The following is an 18,940-nucleotide window of genomic DNA, read 5'->3' as shown; positions in this document are numbered from 1 at the left end:
TTTGTGAAACACAATTAAAAAAATAATGCAAATAGAATTTTATAAATACCAAGGAACCGGAAATGATTTTGTAATGATTGATAATCGTTCGAATACTTTTCCAAAAGAAAATATACAGTTGATTGCTCATTTATGTGACAGGCGTTTTGGAATTGGCGGAGATGGACTTATTTTATTAGAAAATGATCCTGAAGCCGATTTTAAAATGGTGTATTACAATTCAGATGGGAATCAAAGTACTATGTGTGGTAATGGAGGAAGATGTTTAGTGGCTTTCGCCCAAAAGCTAAACGTGATTAAAAACGATGCTACTTTTAACGCTATTGATGGTTTACATCATGCAAGTGTAGCATCAGACGGTATTGTATCACTACAAATGATTGATGTTTTAGAGATCAAAGAAACTCCTGATTATTCTTTCTTGAATACAGGATCTCCCCATCATGTACAATTAGTAGAGGACTTAGAGCATTATAATGTAAAAGTAAATGGTGCTGCAATTCGATACGGTGATTTGTATGGAAAAACGGGTAGTAATATCAATTTTGTAAATAAAATTGATGATACTACTTTTTCGGTACGTACTTATGAACGAGGAGTTGAAGATGAAACATTAGCTTGTGGAACTGGTGTGACTGCGGTTGCAATTGCGATGAATGCCAAAGGAGTTACTGATGCAACTACTATCGATTTGAATGTGGAAGGTGGAAAACTAGCCGTTTCTTTTGATAAAAAGGACAATGTATATACTAATGTTTTTCTAATAGGACCAGCCAAATTTGTTTTTAAAGGTGTTATTGAAATTTAATAAAAGCCTAAAACTTCAACTCACAAAATTTGTATGATAACTCTAAAAGGCGAAAATATATACATCCGCGCATTGGAACCTAATGATTTAGAGTTCATCTATGCCATTGAGAATGATCAGCGTATTTGGGAAGTAAGCAATACACAAACCCCATATAGTCGATTTTTAGTAAAACAATACTTGGAGAATGCGCATCAAGATATATATGAAGCCAAGCAATTGCGTCTGGCAATTTGTCAAGATCAAGACTTTCCTGCATTGGGATTAATCGATTTATTTGATTTTGATCCAAAGAATAATAGAGCAGGAGTAGGGATAGTAATTCAAGGGCAGGAAAATCGAAAACAGAACATTGGGTCCGAAGCTTTGGAGCTTTTAATTCAGTATTCATTTCGCCATTTAAATTTACATCAATTATATGCAAATATTGGGACTGAAAATAAATCTAGTATCGCTCTTTTTACTAAATTTGGATTCCAAAATATAGGGACAAAAAAAGATTGGAATCTAGTGAATGGTGTTTACAAAGACGAAGCCGTTTTTCAATTAATCAATAATCAACTTTAATATTTAAGTTTTGAATTTTAAAAAATATATTACAATCGCAGCTGTTGTTCTAGTAAGTGGACTAATCATTTATGGATTTGTTTTGATGAGCCAAATTTTTGCTGCTAACACTAAGTTTTCAGATAAAGAAGTTTATGTTCATATCCCAACAAATGCAACGTATACTGATGTCAAAAAAATATTGGCAGATTATGTCGTAAATATCGACCGTTTAGAAATGGTAGCTAGTAAAATGAGTTATCCTGAAAATGTAAAATCGGGACGTTTTCTTTTTACTAAAGGGATGAATAGTTATGAATTAGTCAAATCTTTAAGAAGTAATGTTCCTGTAAAGTTGGCTTTTAATAATCAAGAGCGAGTGGAAAATCTTGCTGGCCGAGTAGGATCCCAAATTGAGGCGGACAGTTTATCATTATTAACTTCATTTAAAGATTCTATCTTCTTGAAAGAAAACGGATTTAATGAAGATAATGTTTTAGCCATGTTTATTCCTAATACCTATGAAACGTATTGGAACACATCTGCAGAGAAGTTTCGAGATAAGATGATTAAAGAATACCGTAATTTTTGGAATAAAGAAAGAGTTGCTAAAGCAGAAAAACAAGGTTTAAACCCAATTGAAGCTACAATTTTAGCTTCTATCGTACATAAAGAATCGGTTAAAAAAGATGAAAGACCAAGAATTGCAGGAGTTTACTTAAACCGTTTGCGATTGGGTATGCCACTTCAAGCGGATCCCACAGTAATTTTTGCTATCAAGAAAAAAGACGATGACTTTAATCAAGTAATTAAAAGAGTATTTTTTAAAGACTTGACTATGTCTTCTCCTTATAATACCTATGTAAATGTTGGACTTCCTCCTGGTCCTATTGCTATGCCCGACATTACAGCTCTAGAAGCAGTATTGGATCCAGAAAAGAATGATTTTATTTATTTTTGTGCTAGTGTAGAACGTTTTGGATACCATGAATTTGCAGCGACTTTACCTGAGCATAACAAAAATGCTAAAAAATATTCGGATTGGATCAACAGCCAAGGAGTAAAAAGATAGGTTTGAAATATAAAGCTATTTTTTTTCTGATGTTTTTTTTGGTAAGTGGACTGCGTGATGCAGATGCTCAAAGTAAATTCGATCGTTTTTTAAAACCTTCGGACACTTTAAATATAAAAAGACAAAATACAGTTATTCTTTCAGAATCAATATTGGCCTCTGCAGCGTTAGTAGGCTTAAACCAGCTATGGTATGCCGATTATCCAAGATCTAATTTTCATTTTATAAATGATAATGCAGAATGGCTTCAAATGGATAAAATAGGGCATTTCTATTCTTCGTATCAAATGGGAAGAATGGGAAGTGAAATGCTAGAATGGAGCGGAGCTAGTAAAAAGAAGCAATTGCTATATGGTGCTGGTTTAGGATTTGCATTTTTAACGGCTGTTGAGGTTTTAGATGGCTATTCGTCAGAATGGGGAGCGTCACCCGGAGATGTTATAGCAAATGTTTCTGGAACGGCTTTATATGTTTCCCAAGAGTTATTATGGAATGAACAACGTATTATACCCAAATTCTCTTTTCACACCACACAATTTGCTCAATACAGGCCTAACGTTTTAGGAAGTAACTTAACCGAGCAGATCCTTAAAGATTATAACGGTCAAACGTATTGGCTTTCGGTTAATTTATATTCTTTTTCCAAAGGTTCTAAAATACCAAAATGGCTTAATCTCGCAATTGGTTATGGAGCGGATGGAATGGTGAGTGGAAATAGCGAAAATTCTGATAAATTACTCCTTCCGAAAACAGAGAGATTCAGACAGTTTTATTTGAGTTTTGACGTTGACCTGACGAAAATTGAAACAAAATCTCATTTTTTGAAGACTTTTTTCTCTGTATTTAATACGCTTAAAATTCCAGCTCCAACGATTGAATACTCAGTTAACGAGGGTTTTAGAGGACGAATTTTATATTTTTAAAAAATTTAAGAGGTTGATTTTCAGCTTTATAAAATTTATTGTATCTTTGCACGCAGAAATTTCTTAACGGGACAGCGTTTTGAAGAAAAACAATTTATGGGAAAGAAGTGGTATTTTTATACAAGTTTGGCGATTATTATAGCCTTTTTAAGTGCGGGTTTTAAACCTCTTAAAATAGAAAAAAATGATTGGTTTCTAATAAAAAACACGGATGGAACACGATACTTATATCCATCCATAGAACAAGAAGATTATATCAATTTAAATTTCCCTTTTACTGGAAATTTATTTATTGGTTTTAAGGAAGCTCTTGGTTTCAAAGAATCAGAAGGGAAGTACAAAAAAATTAATTCTCTCGGTTATTTAGGTAAATACCAATTTGGTATAGAAACCTTAAGATCTGTTGGTGTGAAGGATAGTATTTTATTCCTTAAAAGCCCCAAATTACAAGAAAGAGCCTTTGTGGCGCTTTTATCAAAAAACAAATGGATATTGCAAGACATCATCGAGAAGTATGATGGAAAGGTTGTTAATGGAATCTTGGTAACTGAATCAGGAATTTTAGCGGCTGCACATCTTGGTGGAGCGGGTTCTGTAAGAAGATACTTTAAACACAACGGTAAGAAATTTATAAAAGATGCCTATGGTACTTCAATTAGAAGTTATATGAAAGCGTTTGGAGGATATGACACTTCATTTATTGTAGCTAATGTGAATGCAGTAGCAAGCTTAAATTAAATAATATAACGATAAAATAAAAATGGCAGCCCAATTTTTTTTGGTCTGCCATTTTTTTATTTAGCTTTCAATATTTCGCCATTGGAACGAACTAACAATTTCATTTTTTGTTTGCCTTTTTCAATCTTTAAATTGTATTGTTTTTTAACAATATCCCCTTCTTCTTGAGAATATAAGTACTTATCGTTGACAATATTCCAACCGGGATAGGTTTTATAGACTGAATAAATTACTTCATTAGGCAATCTTACATTTTGGTAATTTTCTACAACTCGAACTAATTTTCCTTTTTCATCGTAAGTAGCTGATAGGGATCCGTTTTTTGTTTCCATTAATACCAAATAGTTTTCATATCCTTCAAAATCTTTCCCAATGTCATAAGCAATAAATTTTTGTTCCATATTTCTAACGTCTTGGTCGGGATGATTGTCTGGAATGTAAACAGAAAAATCAGAACCAATTCGTTTAATTACCACTGCGGGTAATTCTTCAACACTAACCTTTCCTTTTTCTGTATCTTGCGAATAAGCGGAAAAAGATAGGCTTACAACTAATAACATAATAATAAATGATTTCATAATATTTAGTTTTTAAATTAATATTTATTTATACATAATATTATAGGTTAATTCAATACTGAGGTCTTTTTAAATCATTGATAATCAGATAAATAATCTTGTTAAAGGTAGTTTTTTTTTATCTAATTTCTGTTAATTTAATCCGTATCTTATGTTAATAAAATTGGTTTCTACTTCTTTTTTTTATTAAGAATTGTCATCTTTTGGATAAATTAAATTATATTTTCTATACTGTAATAGGTATTATTTTAGGAGTAAATTGAAGCGCTATTTATTCATCATTGATGATAGTTAAAACAAAAAAAGCTGTTCTTTTTTAAGAACAGCCAAATGATTTTATATTTTATAAACTTAGATACCTGCAATAATTTTACCGTCTGGATGAACCGTTAATTTACGTGTTTCATTTCCTTTTTTAATTTTTAAATGATATTGTTTTTTTTGAATATCTCCTTCTTTTTGTGAGTATAAATATTTATCATTTACAATCTGCCATCCAGGATAGTTTTTGTAAACAGAGAAAATTACTTTACTAGGTAGCTTTACATTCTTGTAATTTTCCACCACACGAATTAATTTCCCTTTTTCATTATATGTTGCTGCCAATGAGCCATCTTTTACTTCCATTACGACTAAATATGTTTCATAACCTTCATAGTCTTTACCCAAGTCATAAGCAATAAATTTATCTTCAAGTTTCCTAATGGTATTGTCAGGATTACGGTCTGGTAAATAAACTGAAAAATCTGTTCCTGCACTTTTAATGACAACTGCGGGTAAATTTTCTACTTTATAACTTACATCCTCAGTATCATCATTCATTATATCCTGTGAATAGGACAAACTTGTTATTCCAAATGCAAACATGGCAATAATATACGCTTTCATAATAGTTGATTTTTAATTGATTAATAATTATTTGTAGAATTAAATTAGTAAGGCCTATTGTTCTCTTCCCCTTCTATTATAATTTAATTTACATGTTTTAATAAAACAACAGTTAAGATTTGGAGCAATATATTTTTATTGTTGATTATATATGTAAAGTTACGGTTTTGTCATTTCGTTGATAGTTAAGTATTTGCTTAAGTTTAGTTAATAATAAACACTTTTAGTGTCATTTATTTAATAGGAAAGTGGTTTTCTTTATAATTTGTTAGAAAAGGGATAAAAAAGAAAAACACCAACTTTATGTTGGTGTTTTCTTTTTTTATTTTGTAGTGATTGTTTATTCTCCTATTAAAATTTCTAATATTTTTATAGCTGCTTCGCTAATTTTTGTTCCAGGTCCAAAAACAGCTACTGCACCAGAATCAAATAAAAATTGATAATCTTGCGCTGGAATTACACCACCTACAACTACCATTATATCTTCACGACCATATTTTTTAAGCTCTTCTATCACTTGTGGAACTAGAGTTTTGTGACCTGCGGCTAATGAGGATACACCAAGAATATGTACATCATTTTCTATGGCTTGTTTTGCCGCTTCGGCGGGAGTTTGAAAAAGGGGGCCAATATCTACATCAAAACCTACATCAGCATAACCTGTGGCAACTACTTTTGCACCACGATCGTGCCCATCTTGTCCCATTTTGGCAATCATGATTCTAGGACGACGACCTTCTTGTTTGGCAAAGGTATCGGCTAGCTGTTTTGCTTTTTCAAAACTTTTATCGTCTTTAATTTCTTTACTATACACGCCACTAAAGGATTTAATTTGTGCTTTATACCTTCCAAAAACAGTTTCTAAGGCATCACTAATTTCGCCTAGCGTAGTTCTGTTTCTTGCAGCTTCTACTGCGATTTCCAGTAAATTGCCTTCACCAGTTTGAGCACAAAGGATTAATTTTTTAATTGATTCTTGTACCTTATTAGTATCTCTTGTTGCTTTTATACGATCGAGTTGTTCCAGTTGTTGCTTTCGCACCATCTGGTTATCGACATCTAGAATTTGTAAAGGATCTTCTTTGTCCAAGCGGTATTTGTTGACCCCTACAATTATGTCCTGTCCACTATCAATGCGGGCTTGTTTTCTAGCCGCTGCTTCTTCTATTCTTAGTTTAGGAATCCCTGCTTCAATCGCTTTGGTCATTCCACCTAGTTCTTCTACTTCTTCAATAAGTTTCCAAGCACTTTGGACAATCTCATCGGTTAAGCTTTCTACGTAATAACTACCTGCCCATGGATCTACAGTTTTTGTAATTTTGGTTTCTTCTTGTAAAAATATTTGTGTATTTCGAGCAATTCTTGCCGAAAAATCAGTTGGCAAAGCAATCGCTTCATCCAAAGCATTAGTATGTAATGATTGTGTTCCTCCAAAAGCGGCTGCCGATGCTTCAATACAAGTACGCGCTACATTATTAAAAGGATCTTGTTCTGTTAAACTCCAGCCACTTGTTTGGCAATGGGTTCTTAATGCTAATGATTTATCATCTTTTGGATTAAACTGTTTCACTAGTTTGGCCCATATCATTCGTCCAGCACGCATTTTAGCAATTTCCATGAAGTGATTCATTCCAATCGCCCAGAAAAAAGATAAACGAGGGGCAAACTCATCAATTTTCATTCCCGTTGCTAGTCCAGTGCGAATGTATTCCAATCCATCCGCCAATGTGTAAGCCAATTCAATATCGGCAGTAGCACCTGCTTCTTGCATGTGATATCCCGATATAGATATCGAGTTGAATTTTGGCATTTTCTTGCTTGTAAATTCAAAAATATCGGCAATAATTTTCATGGATGGAGTTGGTGGGTAGATGTAAGTGTTACGCACCATAAACTCTTTCAAAATATCATTTTGTATCGTTCCAGAAAGGAACTCTGGAGCTACTCCTTGTTCTTCGGCTGCCACAATGTAAAAAGCCATAATGGGTAATACTGCACCATTCATAGTCATGGAAACTGACATTTCATCTAATGGGATTTGATCGAATAATACTTTCATATCCTCAACCGAATCTATTGCTACTCCAGCTTTACCAACATCTCCTACAACACGTTCATGGTCTGAATCATATCCCCGATGGGTAGGTAAATCAAATGCGATGGATAATCCTTTTTGACCAGCTGCAAGATTTCTTCTGTAAAAAGCATTGCTTTCCTCTGCAGTTGAAAAACCAGCATATTGACGAATTGTCCATGGTCTGCGCACATACATCGTAGTGTATGGTCCGCGCAAATTTGGCGCAAAGCCAGCTCCAAAATCTAAATGCGCTAGATTTTCAATATCCTTTTCAGAATAGGTTGGTTTGAGTTCGATTCCCTCTGCCGTTAAGAAATTTTCAGACAATGAATTTTGATTGTCTTCTATTGTCTTAGTACTTTCTAATTTAATATGTCTGAGGTCATTTCGTATCATTTTGACTCTAATTTTTGTGCGTTTTTAATTGATTCCTTTTATTGAAAATTACTCTAATGCGAGACGTTCCTGTTCCGTTTTCTCGGCAAGGCGTTTTTCTATAATAGGGGTTATCAACGTTTTTCTTGGATTGATTTTTACAAATGGATAAAGTTCTAAATCCTGTTTCATGCGATCTTCTTTGTTTGGGTATTTATTGGTACCTAACAATACTTCTTTTCCTGAGTCAAAAAGATCTTGCTCTTTATCAGCACTTTCCTGAATTTTTCTTTTAATGATTCCTTCATTCAATTGTTTTAGAAAACCACCATTGGATTCGATGTCTTTAAACAAAGTCAACGATTTTTCGGCCAGTTGATTGGTGAGTGTTTCTATATAATAACTTCCATCAGCGGGATTATTTACTTTATCAAAATAGCTTTCATTTTTTAATACTAACAGCTGATTTCGAGCAATGCGATCTCCAAACTCATTGTCTTTATGATACAAAGAATCATAAGGTAAGTTAGCAATAGTATCCGCACCACCAATAATTGCCGACATGCATTCGGTTGTGGTACGTAACATGTTTACATTGTAATCGTAAATGGTTTTGTTGCGTTTTGTAGGAGTAACAAATAAATGGCAATCCACATTGTGGTTGTATTCTTTTGCAATTAGCTTAAATAAAAGGCGTAATGCTCGAAGTTTTGCAATTTCAAAAAAGTAATTGGTACCTACTGCAACTTCAAAAACAATGGGTTGATTGATAATAGGAATTCTATTAAAATATTCATTGGCATGCGCTAAACTATAGGCAATTTGCTGTACCATATTGGCACCTGCATTTTGATATAAACTAGTGTAAATGCTTAATAATGAATAATTTGGTACGGCAGTAGTAATTAAATTAAGTGTGTCAAAATTGTTTTTGTCTTTCGTTGTAAACCAGTTTCCCTCTTTGGCTAATTGTCCTATTGGATCTAAATTGATAAATACAATCGCTTTTTTTTGTATTACTATGGCATCAATTTTATTCACGAAATCGATTGAAATAAAATTTAAATTAAAGTAAACAAAAATATTTTCTAATGGCAAACTTTCTAAAAGTTTAGTAATGTCAATAGTATCATTTTCAATAGTAAAACGAAGACTTTCAGCACCTCTATTTAAAGAATCTAATGCTCTTTCTATTGATTTCTCAATATCAAAAACAAATATATTTTGGCAAATTTTAAAGTTGGAAGCCTTTGTGGTTATTGGGAAAGCTTTGGTAAACTCATCTTTGTGATAAAAAGGTTTTACCTTAATGTCTTCTGGAGAATTCCATATTAAGGTATCATTATAATCGGCTCCTTTAAGTTCAAACTGGATTTTTTGTTTCCATTGTTTGGAAGAAACAGGATCGAAATCTTCAAATAGATTAGTAGCCATTTTAATTGTTGGTTTTTATAATTTAGGGTTTATTGCTGTTCTCTATACTGTCACCTTCAAATTCGATCAGATAAATATCCTCACTATCTTTTTTCATATAGTAATTTTCACGAGCATATTTTTCTATTTGTTCTGGGTTTTTTAGTTCTTTAATTTGTTCTTCGTCTTTTTTTATTTCCTCTTGATAATATTCTTTATTATCCTCAAGTTCATTGATTTGAGTATCTAAAAATCGATGGTCAAAATAGGAATAGTTGTCCAAAAAAACCATCCAAGTTGAAAAGAAAAGCAATACCCAAATGTATTTATTACTTAAAAATTTAAACCAAGGTTTGTCTTTATGTGGATTTGTCATTTCTTTTTTTTTTAAAGTCCTTATTAAACGAATAGCCAATGTTTTATTAACATAACTAAAGTTGAAAACGTAAAATAATGCTTAGTTTATGCCTTCCATTGCAATTAAATTCTAGAATCCTATATTCTGATAAAATTACAATAAAATTATAGAATTCTTTGATTTATTACTGCCCGAACTACATCAATAGCTACTGTATTGTATTTGTCATTAGGAATGATAATATCTGCAAATGCTTTTGTTGGTTCAATAAATTGTTCATGCATAGGTTTTAATGTCGTTTGGTAACGGTTTAAAACTTCTTCCATATCTCGACCTCTTTCAGCAATATCACGTTTCATTCGACGTATTAATCTTTCATCAGAATCGGCGTGAACATATATTTTTACATCAAATAAATCTCTTAATTCTGGATTTGCTAAAATTAAAATACCCTCCACAATCATCACTTTTCGAGGATGTGTAAAAACAGTATCATCGCTTCGATTGTGCGTCACAAAAGAATACACGGGTTGATTGATGTTATTTCCTTCTTTTAATTCTTTAAGATGTGTGACTAATAACTCGAAATCAATTGCACGTGGATGATCAAAATTGATTAGTGCTCTTTCATCGAATGAAAGACCGTGATTTTCCTTGTAATATGAATCTTGTGAAATAATTCCTACCTCTGTTTCGGGTAATTCATTCATGATTTGATGAACTACGGTTGTTTTTCCGCTTCCAGTTCCACCTGCAATTCCTATAATAAGCATATAATAGTTGAGTTATTTATTGATGAAGCAAAAATAGGAATTTATAGATTGAAAAATAGAGAATTGCTAAATTAGAATTAGTATTTATTAATTTTTTTAAACTAAAAATGGAAATCCGTATTATTCATTATAGATTAAATAACTAATTTTTAGTTTGACCGAAGAGATACTCAGTTATAATGCCAATTTACCCGCCAGTTTTTGAATTAATTTAGTACCTTTAATTTCCTAAAAATAATACTTTGTATACTCAAATCAATAAAAATATAAGCCGTTATGTCACTTTTGAAAAAGAGGAATTGAGCATTTTTAATTCTTTATTAGAAAATAAAAAAATTCCAAAAAAGACAATTCTTTTACATGAAGGTGAAAAATGCAATTTTGAAGCTTTTGTTGTAAAAGGTTGTGTTCGCAAGTATTATATAGATTCCAATGGTATAGAAGTGATTTTGCAATTAGCAATTGAAAATGCTTGGGTAAGTGATATTTCATTTAGTATTTATGAGGACAGTCCGAGTGATGTATTTATTGAAACCTTAGAAGATTGTGAGTTTTTTATGTTCAATCCCGAATCTAAAGAGGTGTTATTTGCAAAGGCACCAAGATTTGAAAGGGCTTTCCGTATATTAATGCAACGCAATCTAGCAGTAACACAAAAACGATTGTTTAATGCTATTTCTAAAACTGCAACAGATAAATATCTGGAGTTTTTAGATAAATATCCTACACTTTCTCAGCGTGTAGCGCAACATTATATCGCTTCCTTTTTAGGTATATCTCCTGAGTTTCTAAGTAAAATTAGAACAAAACTCGCTAAAAATTAATTTCAACTATTTTCATTTCTTGTCCTAGTTCAATGCTTTAGTTTCTTTTTAGTCGCAACTTTGTATCATAATAATTAACAAAAGCGAAAATGGAAAATACAAATAGTACTAAAGAAGGTTTGATTTCAAATTCTATTTTGCATAAAGCAAATAGCAGAGGACATGCTAATCATGGATGGTTAGAGTCATTTCATACTTTTAGTTTTGCGGGTTATCACAATCCGGAACGTATGAATTTTGGTGTGTTGCGCGTTTTGAATGATGATAGAGTAAGTCAAGGAATGGGTTTTGGAAAACACCCACACGATAATATGGAAATTATTTCTATCCCGCTCGAAGGCGATTTAGAACATAAAGACAGTATGGGAAATACTACTGTAATTAAAGAAGGAGATATTCAAGCGATGAGTGCAGGAACTGGAATTTTTCACAGTGAGTATAATAAAAATAAAGACCAGTTGGTTAAGTTTTTGCAAATTTGGATTTATCCAAATAAAAAAAATGTAACACCTCGTTACGACCAAATCACTTTGGACTTGAAAGATCGTCACAATAATCTACAACAAATTTTATCTCCAAATCCAGAAGATGAAGGCGTTTGGATTCATCAAGATGCTTGGTTTCATATTGGAAAATTTGATAAAGATTTTTCGACTTCATACCAATTAAAGAAAGCAGGAAACGGTATTTATGCTTTTGTTTTAAAAGGAGACTTTACTATTGGTGGTATTACTTTAAATGAGCGTGATGGTCTGGGAATAACTGATACGGATTCATTCAATCTTATTGCTAATTCTGATAATGCCGAAATTCTTTTGATGGAAGTACCCATGAAATTATAATCAGTTACGAAATAAATTAAATAATTAAAAATAATACTATTATGTCAACAACAAAATGGGCAATTGACCCAACACATTCAGAAATTGGTTTTAAAGTGAAACACATGATGTTTACTACTATTTCAGGTAAATTTACAAAATTTGATGCGTCAATCGAATCCGATGATTCGAATTTCGAAAATGCAAAAATTGAATTTACCGGAGCAATCGATTCAATTGCAACTGGTAATGCGGATAGAGATACCCATTTATTAAGCGCTGATTTTTTTGATGCAGGGCAATTTCCAACAATTAAATTTTCGGCAACTTCATTCTCTAAAATTAATGAAGGGGAATATGAATTGATAGGTGATTTAACAATGCATGGGGTAACAAAATCAGTAAAGCTACCAGCAGAATTTAGTGGATTAATGAAAGACCCTTGGGGAAATACAAAATTAGCTCTTTCATTAGAAGGTAAAATTAATAGAAAAGATTGGGGATTAACTTGGAATTCAGCTCTTGAAACTGGTGGTGTACTAGTTGGTGAAGAAGTTAAATTGGCAATAGAACTTCAATTTATAAAAGAATAATCGGTTTTTAGCATAACCTCAGGTACTTCATGTAGTTGAGGTTTTTTTAGATATAGTTATGGGAAATATAAATATTCTATACGTAGGCAGAAATTTTGAGATATTACGTACGGTAGTCCGATTAATTAATGCAAATGCTGATTGGTCTGGGATTGGTGTTTTGAATGATGAAGAAGCTAAAGTTCTTTTTCAAGAAAAAAAATTCGAAATAGTTTTATTGGGACCTGGAATTACTGAAGAAAGCGAAACCCATTTGCGTTTGTTTTTTAGGAAACAAAATTCTAATACTGCAGTGGTACAGCATTACGGTGGAGGTAGCGGGTTATTGAAAACAGAGATTTTGATGGCTTTGAATGCCTAACTTTAAAAAAAAGAGCGCTAATTAATTAGCGCTCTTTTTTTATAATAATTTTGATTTTAGTTATTTATTCTTTTTTGCTTTAATCATCATTTCAAGTTGGTCCCATAATTCTTCTGGAATGGCTTCCAATAAATTAAACTGTCCAGCACCTTTAAGCCATTCACCACCATCAATTACAACTACTTCCCCATTTACGTAGGCAGAAAAATCAGAAACCATATAGGCAGCTAAGTTGGCTAACTCTTGATGATCTCCCACACGCTTCAATGGCACTTTTTTAGCCATATCAAATTTTTCGGCAAGATCTCCAGGTAATAATCGATCCCAGGCTCCTTTAGTAGGAAATGGTCCTGGTGCAATTGCATTAGTTCGGATGCCATATTTTGCCCATTCTACAGCCAGACTTCTGGTCATAGCTAATACTCCAGCTTTGGCAGTGGCACTTGGCACAACATAAGCTGATCCTGTCCATGCGTAGGTAGTTACAATATTTAAAACAGTTGATGATGTTTGTTTAGTATCTATCCAATGTTTTCCAAAAGCAAGTGTACAGTTTTTAGTTCCTTTTAATACGATATCAATTACAGTATCAAATGCATTTGCAGATAATCTTTCGGTAGGAGAGATGAAGTTTCCAGCAGCATTGTTTAAAAGTACATCTACTTTTCCAAAAGCTTTCAAAATCCCTTGCAGCATGTTTTCGACTTCTTCATAATGACGTACATCGCACTGTAAAGGCAAACAGGTTCCACCCGTTTCTAATGCTAATTCAGAGGCTGTATTTTTTAATTTCTCTAGGTCTCTTGACGTAATTGCTACTTTTGCACCTAGTTCTAAGAAATATTTTGTCATTGCTTTACCTAAACCGCTTCCTCCTCCGGTTACGACTATAACTTTGCCTTTTAATGCATCATCGCGTAACATTTTATCTGTATAACCCATGATATAATTTTTTTATTGTAAATATAACAAATTAAATAGTATGCATGCATATAAAATCAAGTAATTGACTACACCTAAATTGCACATAGTTTTTTTGCCGCTTTTTCTAAAGTTGCATTGTCTTTTGCAAAACAAAAACGAATAAGGTGATTGTCTTTGTTGTTTTCATAAAAAGTAGAGATGGGTATTGCCGCGACTCCATGCTCTGTGATTAATCTTTTGCAAAAATCAACATCGTTTTCATTTGATATAGAAGCATAGGATGCAACTTGAAAATAAGTGCCTTCGCAAGGCAGTAATTTAAACCGACTCTCTTTTAATAAAGCGCAAAAATAGTTCCGTTTTTCAATATATAATTGACTTATTTCTTCAACAGATACTAAGTCTAAATAGTTGCTAATAGCCACCTGACAAATGCTATTCACACTAAAAACTAAAAATTGATGCACTTTCTTGATTTCTTTCATCAAATGTTCAGGAGCGATGAGATAGCCAATTTTCCAGCCGGTAACATGAAAGGATTTTCCAAAAGAAGAAATTATAATGCAACGATTTAATATATTTTCACGTGTATGAGCTGAAATATGTTTTTTTTCAAATGTGATGTATTCATACACTTCATCTGAGAGAACAATCATTTCAGGATATTTTTGTAATATATTTTCTAATGCTTCAAAATCAGAATGAATCCAAATTTTCCCAGTTGGATTATGCGGATTATTGATAATAATCATTTTTGTTTTTGAAGAACACGCATTTTCTATCTTTTCCCAGTTGGGAGTATAATTATCATTAAGAGGAACTCGCACTGGTTTTGCATTACATAAAAGAACTGGCGCTTCATAACAATCATAGCTAGGGTCTAAGATAATGACTTCATCATTAGATTTAATTAAAGCTTGAATGGTGGTAAAAATACCCTGGGTCGCACCAGCAGTAACAAGAATTTCAGTGTCTGTTCGAATGGTTCTTTTATAAGAACGGTAGGTTAGTTGAGCAATTTTGGTTAACAATGGAGGATAACCTGCCATTGGTAAATATTGATGTACATTTTCACTGGCTAACTGAGCTACAATAGTAGTCAAACGCTTGTCTACAGGGAAATTTGGGAAGCCTTGTGAAAGGTTGACAGCATCATATTCTGTTGCCATTTTAGACATTACTGTAAAAATACTTGTACCAATGTTGGGGAGTTTTGACATGCTTCTTTTTTTAATGATCTAAAAGTAGGTATTTGATTTGAGTTTAGAAATACATTTTTTGGATTCATTTTTTTGTAATCGACATTGTATTTATTTAAAACGGAAACACAAAGTAAAGTACTTTGTTATAAGTACTTTACTTTGTGTTTATATAATAGAATTTTATTTTTTTGGTTTAGGCATATCAGAGTTTCCCATGTCTCGAATACAAATGTATTTGCCGTCTTTTTTTTCAAATAGGCTAATGAAGTTGCCGCTCATGATTTTTGCATCAGTGGAATCTTTGACCTCATAGCCGCCAATTTCTACCACTTGATTGGCATCATTTGAAACATGAACTTCTTTAGTTTCAAAACTGATTTTGGCTCCTTTTGGAAAAGTTTTTAAATCCTCTTTTATTGAAGCTTGAATGGCAGCTTTCCCTTCTAAAGGTTTTTTTTCATTTGAAAAACTGATGGCATCATCAGCGTAATACATGATGTTATCGGTGCTTCTCGCATTAAAGTTAGTTGCAAATGCATCTTCCATCGACTGAATTTCGGTTTTGATTGCGTCTTTGTCAATTACGGTCATGGGTGCCTCTTTTTTTTGATTACAGGCTATCAGTAAAGACATAGTAACCAACATTAATCCTCCTTTTAAAATCTTGTTTTTCATAATTAAATTTTTTTAAATTTATAATGATGATTTTTGGTTAAGATAAGGGGATATTAAATTTAAGTATAAAATATTGATTATCAGTGTTTAATATTAATTTTTTGATAATAAAATGAATTTTATGCCATTTAATATTATAAATTAAAAAGTGCTGAAGACTATTATTAATAAAAAGCAAAAATCCATTTCCGTACAAAGCAGTTACTTTATAGGAAAATGGATATGGTTTTGAGATTTCTATTATATAAAAAAGTTTATAGTTTAAAAATTACATTTTATGAATAATAAAAATAGTAGGACGTTTATGTAGATCAATCGTTTCTTTTTTCCAAGCCGCAATTTTTTTAGTCTTGATGTATTCTGTTGGTAATGTAATGTCTGTAGCGATACATAAGTGTGTTTCAGGATGCAAGGTCAGTAATAAATCTTCGAGTAATTTATTGTTGCGATAAGGGGTTTCAATAAATATTTGTGATTGATTTTTTTCGAAAGAAATTCGTTCTAAAGTTTTAAAACTGGCTCTTTTCTCGTCTTTTTCAATAGGTAAATACCCGTGAAAGGTAAAGCTTTGACCATTCATTCCTGAAGCCATCATGGCTAATAGAATAGAAGAGGGGCCAACTAAGGGAACTACTTGAATTCCTTTTTCATGTGCTAGTTTTACGATAACAGCACCAGGATCAGCAACACCAGGGCAACCGGCTTCACTCATTAATCCCATGTTTTTACCTTCTAATAATGGTTTGATAAAATCAAGATGTTCTTTTACTTCAGTGCGTTTGTTTAGAGTAAACAAAACTAAGTCCGATTGTTTTTTTTCGGGATTAACTTCTTTAATCGATTTTCGAGCTGTTTTGTCGTTCTCTACAATATAATGGTCAATAAAATCGATGGTCCTTTTAACAGTTTGAGGCAAAACATCCATTGGGTCACAATCCCCCATTGTAGTTGGGATTAAATAGAGTTTTCCTAGTAAAGTATTTGGTTTCATTTTGATCGATTTATGTTTTTAATCTAATTTAGAAATGCAAAGAACGGCATTAATAAAGAAATGAATTTGTTTTGCAGGTAAAAAAGGACTCCTAAAATTATGAGTGGGTCTCTTTAATTTTTGCAGCTATAATTTCGCAAACTTCATTTAGCATATTGTAAACGATATCAAATCCATTGGGCATACCAAAATAAGGATCAGGTACATCTACATTTTCGTTGGGGTACAATTCGTTCAAAATGATTTGTACTTTATTCTTTTGTTCTTGAGTTTTAGATAATTCGATTACATCGTCATAATTGGATTTGTCCATGACATAGATGTAATCATAAGTTTCAAAATCAGAAGTTTTGAATTGTCTTCCTTTTTGTTTTGAAATATCTAGTTTGTACTTTTTTGCTATAGCAATGGAGCGAGAATCTGGAGCGTGGCCAATATGCCAAGAACCAGTTCCTGCAGAATCTACTGTAAATTTTTCTTTTGGAAGTTTAGAAGCTAATATACCTTCTGCCAACGGTGATCGACAAATATTGCCCAAACAAACCATTAAAATTTTTACGGGCATGATGCGTTTATAACGTTAATTTTTTATGGATATCTTCAACAAATTTCTTGAATTGTTTATCGGTTGCCACAAGATTGTCAACTGTTTTGCAAGCGTGTAATACTGTTGCGTGATCACGATCTCCAATTTGCGAACCAATATTGGCTAAGGACGCTTTAGTGAATTTTTTAGCAAAAAACATAGCCAGTTGTCTCGCCTGTACCACGTGTCTTTTTCTTGTTTTTGATTGTAATGTTTCTAAATCCAATTGGAAATAATCAGAAACAATTTTTTGAATGTAATCAATAGAAATTTCGCGTTTTACATTTTTCACAAATTTCTCTACCACACTTTTGGCAAGTTCAATTGTAACCTCTTTTTTATTGAAAGAAGATTGTGCAATTAAGGAAATAATTGCTCCTTCTAATTCACGCACATTTGATTTAATGTTGCGTGCTACATATTCAATAATTTCTTCTGGAATCTCCACACCATCCCGATATAGAATGTTTTTCAAGATTGAAATTCTAGTTTCGTAATCTGGTTGGTGTAATTCAGCAGACAATCCCCATTTGAAACGAGATAATAAGCGTTGCTCAATATCTTGCATATCAACTGGTGCTTTGTCTGAAGTAAGAATTACTTGTTTTCCGTTTTGGTGTAGATAATTGAAGATGTGGAAAAAGACATCTTGTGTTCCTGATTTACCCGATAGAAATTGAACATCATCAATAATTAAAACATCGATCAATTGATAGAAGTGAATGAAGTCATTTCTATTATTTTTCTTAACGGAATCAATGTATTGTTGAGTGAATATTTCGGCAGAAATGTATAAAACAGTTTTATCTGGGTATTTGTCTTTGATTTCAACTCCTATAGCATGCGCTAAGTGTGTTTTACCAAGTCCTACGCCACCAAAAATCAATAACGGGTTAAATGACGTTCCTCCAGGTTTATTAGCAACAGCCATACCCGCTGAGCGAGCTAACCTATTAGAATCTCCTTCAAGGAAATTATCAAAACTATAGTTGGCATTAAGTTGGGATTCAATTTTTAAATTTCTAATTCCTGGAATTACAAAAGGATTTTTTAATTCTGGATCTAAGTTTTTAAAAGGGGCGTCAACATTTTGTGGTTTCATTGGAGCCCGATTGGCACTTGGTAATTGTTCCGTAAACGGTTGTTTATTACCATAAGTGTTTTCCATCTTAATTTTATAAAGTAACTTTGCGTTTTTACCAAGTTCCTTAGTTAAGGCAACTTTTAATAATTTCACATAGTGTTCTTCTAACCATTCGTAGAAAAATTTACTTGGAACTTGAATATATAATGCGTTATCGGTAAGTTCAACTGATTTGATCGGTTCAAACCAAGTTTTGAATGCTTGGTCTTGAATGTTGTCTTTTATAAAAGACAAACAGTTTTCCCATACTGATTGAGCAGTTTTGTTCAT

Annotated in this window: 21 protein-coding genes; 9 read left to right on the top strand and 12 right to left on the bottom strand. The window is 32.4% G+C overall.

Annotated features, from left to right (window positions below; translation table 11 throughout):
• Window positions 1-25: 25 nt before the first annotated feature.
• The 5 genes from dapF (at window position 26) to AB3G36_RS00085 (ending at window position 4,087) form a co-directional block, all read left to right on the top strand.
• Entirely contained in the window at window positions 26-808 is a 783-nt protein-coding gene (gene dapF / locus AB3G36_RS00105) for a diaminopimelate epimerase (RefSeq protein ID WP_367754810.1), read from the top strand.
• Between the two features lie 33 nt (window positions 809-841).
• A complete protein-coding gene (locus tag AB3G36_RS00100) occupies window positions 842-1,375 on the top strand; it encodes a GNAT family N-acetyltransferase (protein WP_367754808.1) in 534 nt (177 codons plus the stop codon).
• Between the two features lie 10 nt (window positions 1,376-1,385).
• On the top strand, window positions 1,386-2,426 hold the full coding sequence (gene mltG / locus AB3G36_RS00095) for an endolytic transglycosylase MltG (protein WP_367754807.1): 1,041 nt from the start codon (window positions 1,386-1,388) through the stop codon (window positions 2,424-2,426).
• A gap of 29 nt (window positions 2,427-2,455) precedes the next feature.
• Window positions 2,456-3,349, top strand: a complete 894-nt coding sequence (locus tag AB3G36_RS00090; RefSeq protein ID WP_367757969.1) for a DUF2279 domain-containing protein — start codon at window positions 2,456-2,458, stop codon at window positions 3,347-3,349.
• A 96-nt stretch (window positions 3,350-3,445) separates the two neighbouring features.
• Window positions 3,446-4,087, top strand: a complete 642-nt coding sequence (locus tag AB3G36_RS00085; protein WP_367754805.1) for a peptidoglycan-binding protein LysM — start codon at window positions 3,446-3,448, stop codon at window positions 4,085-4,087.
• Between the two features lie 56 nt (window positions 4,088-4,143).
• Here AB3G36_RS00085 and AB3G36_RS00080 read toward each other — a convergent pair whose 3' ends face one another.
• From AB3G36_RS00080 to udk, 6 genes are all read right to left on the bottom strand, one after another.
• Window positions 4,144-4,665 carry a hypothetical protein gene (locus AB3G36_RS00080; protein ID WP_367754803.1) on the bottom strand — a complete coding sequence of 174 codons (522 nt, stop codon included), beginning with the start codon at window positions 4,663-4,665 and terminating at the stop codon, window positions 4,144-4,146.
• Window positions 4,666-5,016: 351 nt separating this feature from the next.
• A complete protein-coding gene (locus AB3G36_RS00075; protein WP_367754801.1) occupies window positions 5,017-5,553 on the bottom strand; it encodes a hypothetical protein in 537 nt (178 codons plus the stop codon).
• Window positions 5,554-5,893: 340 nt separating this feature from the next.
• A complete protein-coding gene (gene scpA, locus AB3G36_RS00070) occupies window positions 5,894-8,026 on the bottom strand; it encodes a methylmalonyl-CoA mutase (RefSeq protein WP_367754799.1) in 2,133 nt (710 codons plus the stop codon).
• Between the two features lie 48 nt (window positions 8,027-8,074).
• Window positions 8,075-9,439, bottom strand: a complete 1,365-nt coding sequence (locus tag AB3G36_RS00065) for a methylmalonyl-CoA mutase subunit beta (RefSeq protein WP_367754797.1) — start codon at window positions 9,437-9,439, stop codon at window positions 8,075-8,077.
• 22 nt (window positions 9,440-9,461) lie between these two features.
• Window positions 9,462-9,794, bottom strand: coding sequence for a septum formation initiator family protein (locus AB3G36_RS00060; RefSeq protein WP_367754795.1), 333 nt, complete (start codon window positions 9,792-9,794; stop codon window positions 9,462-9,464).
• 146 nt (window positions 9,795-9,940) lie between these two features.
• Window positions 9,941-10,549, bottom strand: coding sequence for a uridine kinase (gene udk, locus AB3G36_RS00055; protein ID WP_367754793.1), 609 nt, complete (start codon window positions 10,547-10,549; stop codon window positions 9,941-9,943).
• Window positions 10,550-10,791: 242 nt separating this feature from the next.
• On the opposite strand from udk, the gene AB3G36_RS00050 reads away from it, so the two are divergent.
• The 4 genes from AB3G36_RS00050 (at window position 10,792) to AB3G36_RS00035 (ending at window position 13,148) form a co-directional block, all read left to right on the top strand.
• Window positions 10,792-11,373, top strand: a complete 582-nt coding sequence (locus AB3G36_RS00050) for a Crp/Fnr family transcriptional regulator (RefSeq protein WP_367754791.1) — start codon at window positions 10,792-10,794, stop codon at window positions 11,371-11,373.
• 89 nt (window positions 11,374-11,462) lie between these two features.
• On the top strand, window positions 11,463-12,215 hold the full coding sequence (locus tag AB3G36_RS00045; RefSeq protein ID WP_367754789.1) for a pirin family protein: 753 nt from the start codon (window positions 11,463-11,465) through the stop codon (window positions 12,213-12,215).
• Between the two features lie 41 nt (window positions 12,216-12,256).
• Entirely contained in the window at window positions 12,257-12,787 is a 531-nt protein-coding gene (locus AB3G36_RS00040; RefSeq protein WP_367754787.1) for a YceI family protein, read from the top strand.
• A gap of 58 nt (window positions 12,788-12,845) precedes the next feature.
• The gene (locus tag AB3G36_RS00035; RefSeq protein ID WP_367754785.1) at window positions 12,846-13,148 is read left to right on the top strand and encodes a hypothetical protein; all 303 of its coding nucleotides are present in this window, start codon (window positions 12,846-12,848) and stop codon (window positions 13,146-13,148) included.
• 60 nt (window positions 13,149-13,208) lie between these two features.
• On the opposite strand, the gene AB3G36_RS00030 is transcribed toward AB3G36_RS00035, so the two are convergent.
• From AB3G36_RS00030 to dnaA, 6 genes are all read right to left on the bottom strand, one after another.
• Window positions 13,209-14,090: an SDR family oxidoreductase gene (locus tag AB3G36_RS00030; protein WP_367754783.1), complete on the bottom strand. Its 882-nt coding sequence runs from the start codon at window positions 14,088-14,090 to the stop codon at window positions 13,209-13,211.
• Between the two features lie 74 nt (window positions 14,091-14,164).
• The gene (locus AB3G36_RS00025) at window positions 14,165-15,292 is read right to left on the bottom strand and encodes a methionine aminotransferase (protein ID WP_367754782.1); all 1,128 of its coding nucleotides are present in this window, start codon (window positions 15,290-15,292) and stop codon (window positions 14,165-14,167) included.
• A 162-nt stretch (window positions 15,293-15,454) separates the two neighbouring features.
• Window positions 15,455-15,949 (bottom strand): DUF4440 domain-containing protein, encoded by a 495-nt coding sequence (locus tag AB3G36_RS00020; protein WP_367754780.1) that lies wholly within the window; start codon window positions 15,947-15,949, stop codon window positions 15,455-15,457.
• 268 nt (window positions 15,950-16,217) lie between these two features.
• Window positions 16,218-16,940, bottom strand: a complete 723-nt coding sequence (locus tag AB3G36_RS00015; protein WP_367754778.1) for an SAM-dependent methyltransferase — start codon at window positions 16,938-16,940, stop codon at window positions 16,218-16,220.
• 97 nt (window positions 16,941-17,037) lie between these two features.
• Window positions 17,038-17,505, bottom strand: coding sequence for a low molecular weight protein-tyrosine-phosphatase (locus AB3G36_RS00010; protein WP_367754776.1), 468 nt, complete (start codon window positions 17,503-17,505; stop codon window positions 17,038-17,040).
• A 7-nt stretch (window positions 17,506-17,512) separates the two neighbouring features.
• On the bottom strand, window positions 17,513-18,940 hold the full coding sequence (gene dnaA / locus AB3G36_RS00005) for a chromosomal replication initiator protein DnaA (protein WP_367754774.1): 1,428 nt from the start codon (window positions 18,938-18,940) through the stop codon (window positions 17,513-17,515).

This window comes from Flavobacterium sp. WC2430, assembly GCF_040822075.1.
GTDB lineage: Bacteria > Bacteroidota > Bacteroidia > Flavobacteriales > Flavobacteriaceae > Flavobacterium.
The sequence above is the reverse complement of the archived record's forward strand: the minus strand, read 5'-3'. Positions and strand labels throughout refer to the sequence as shown.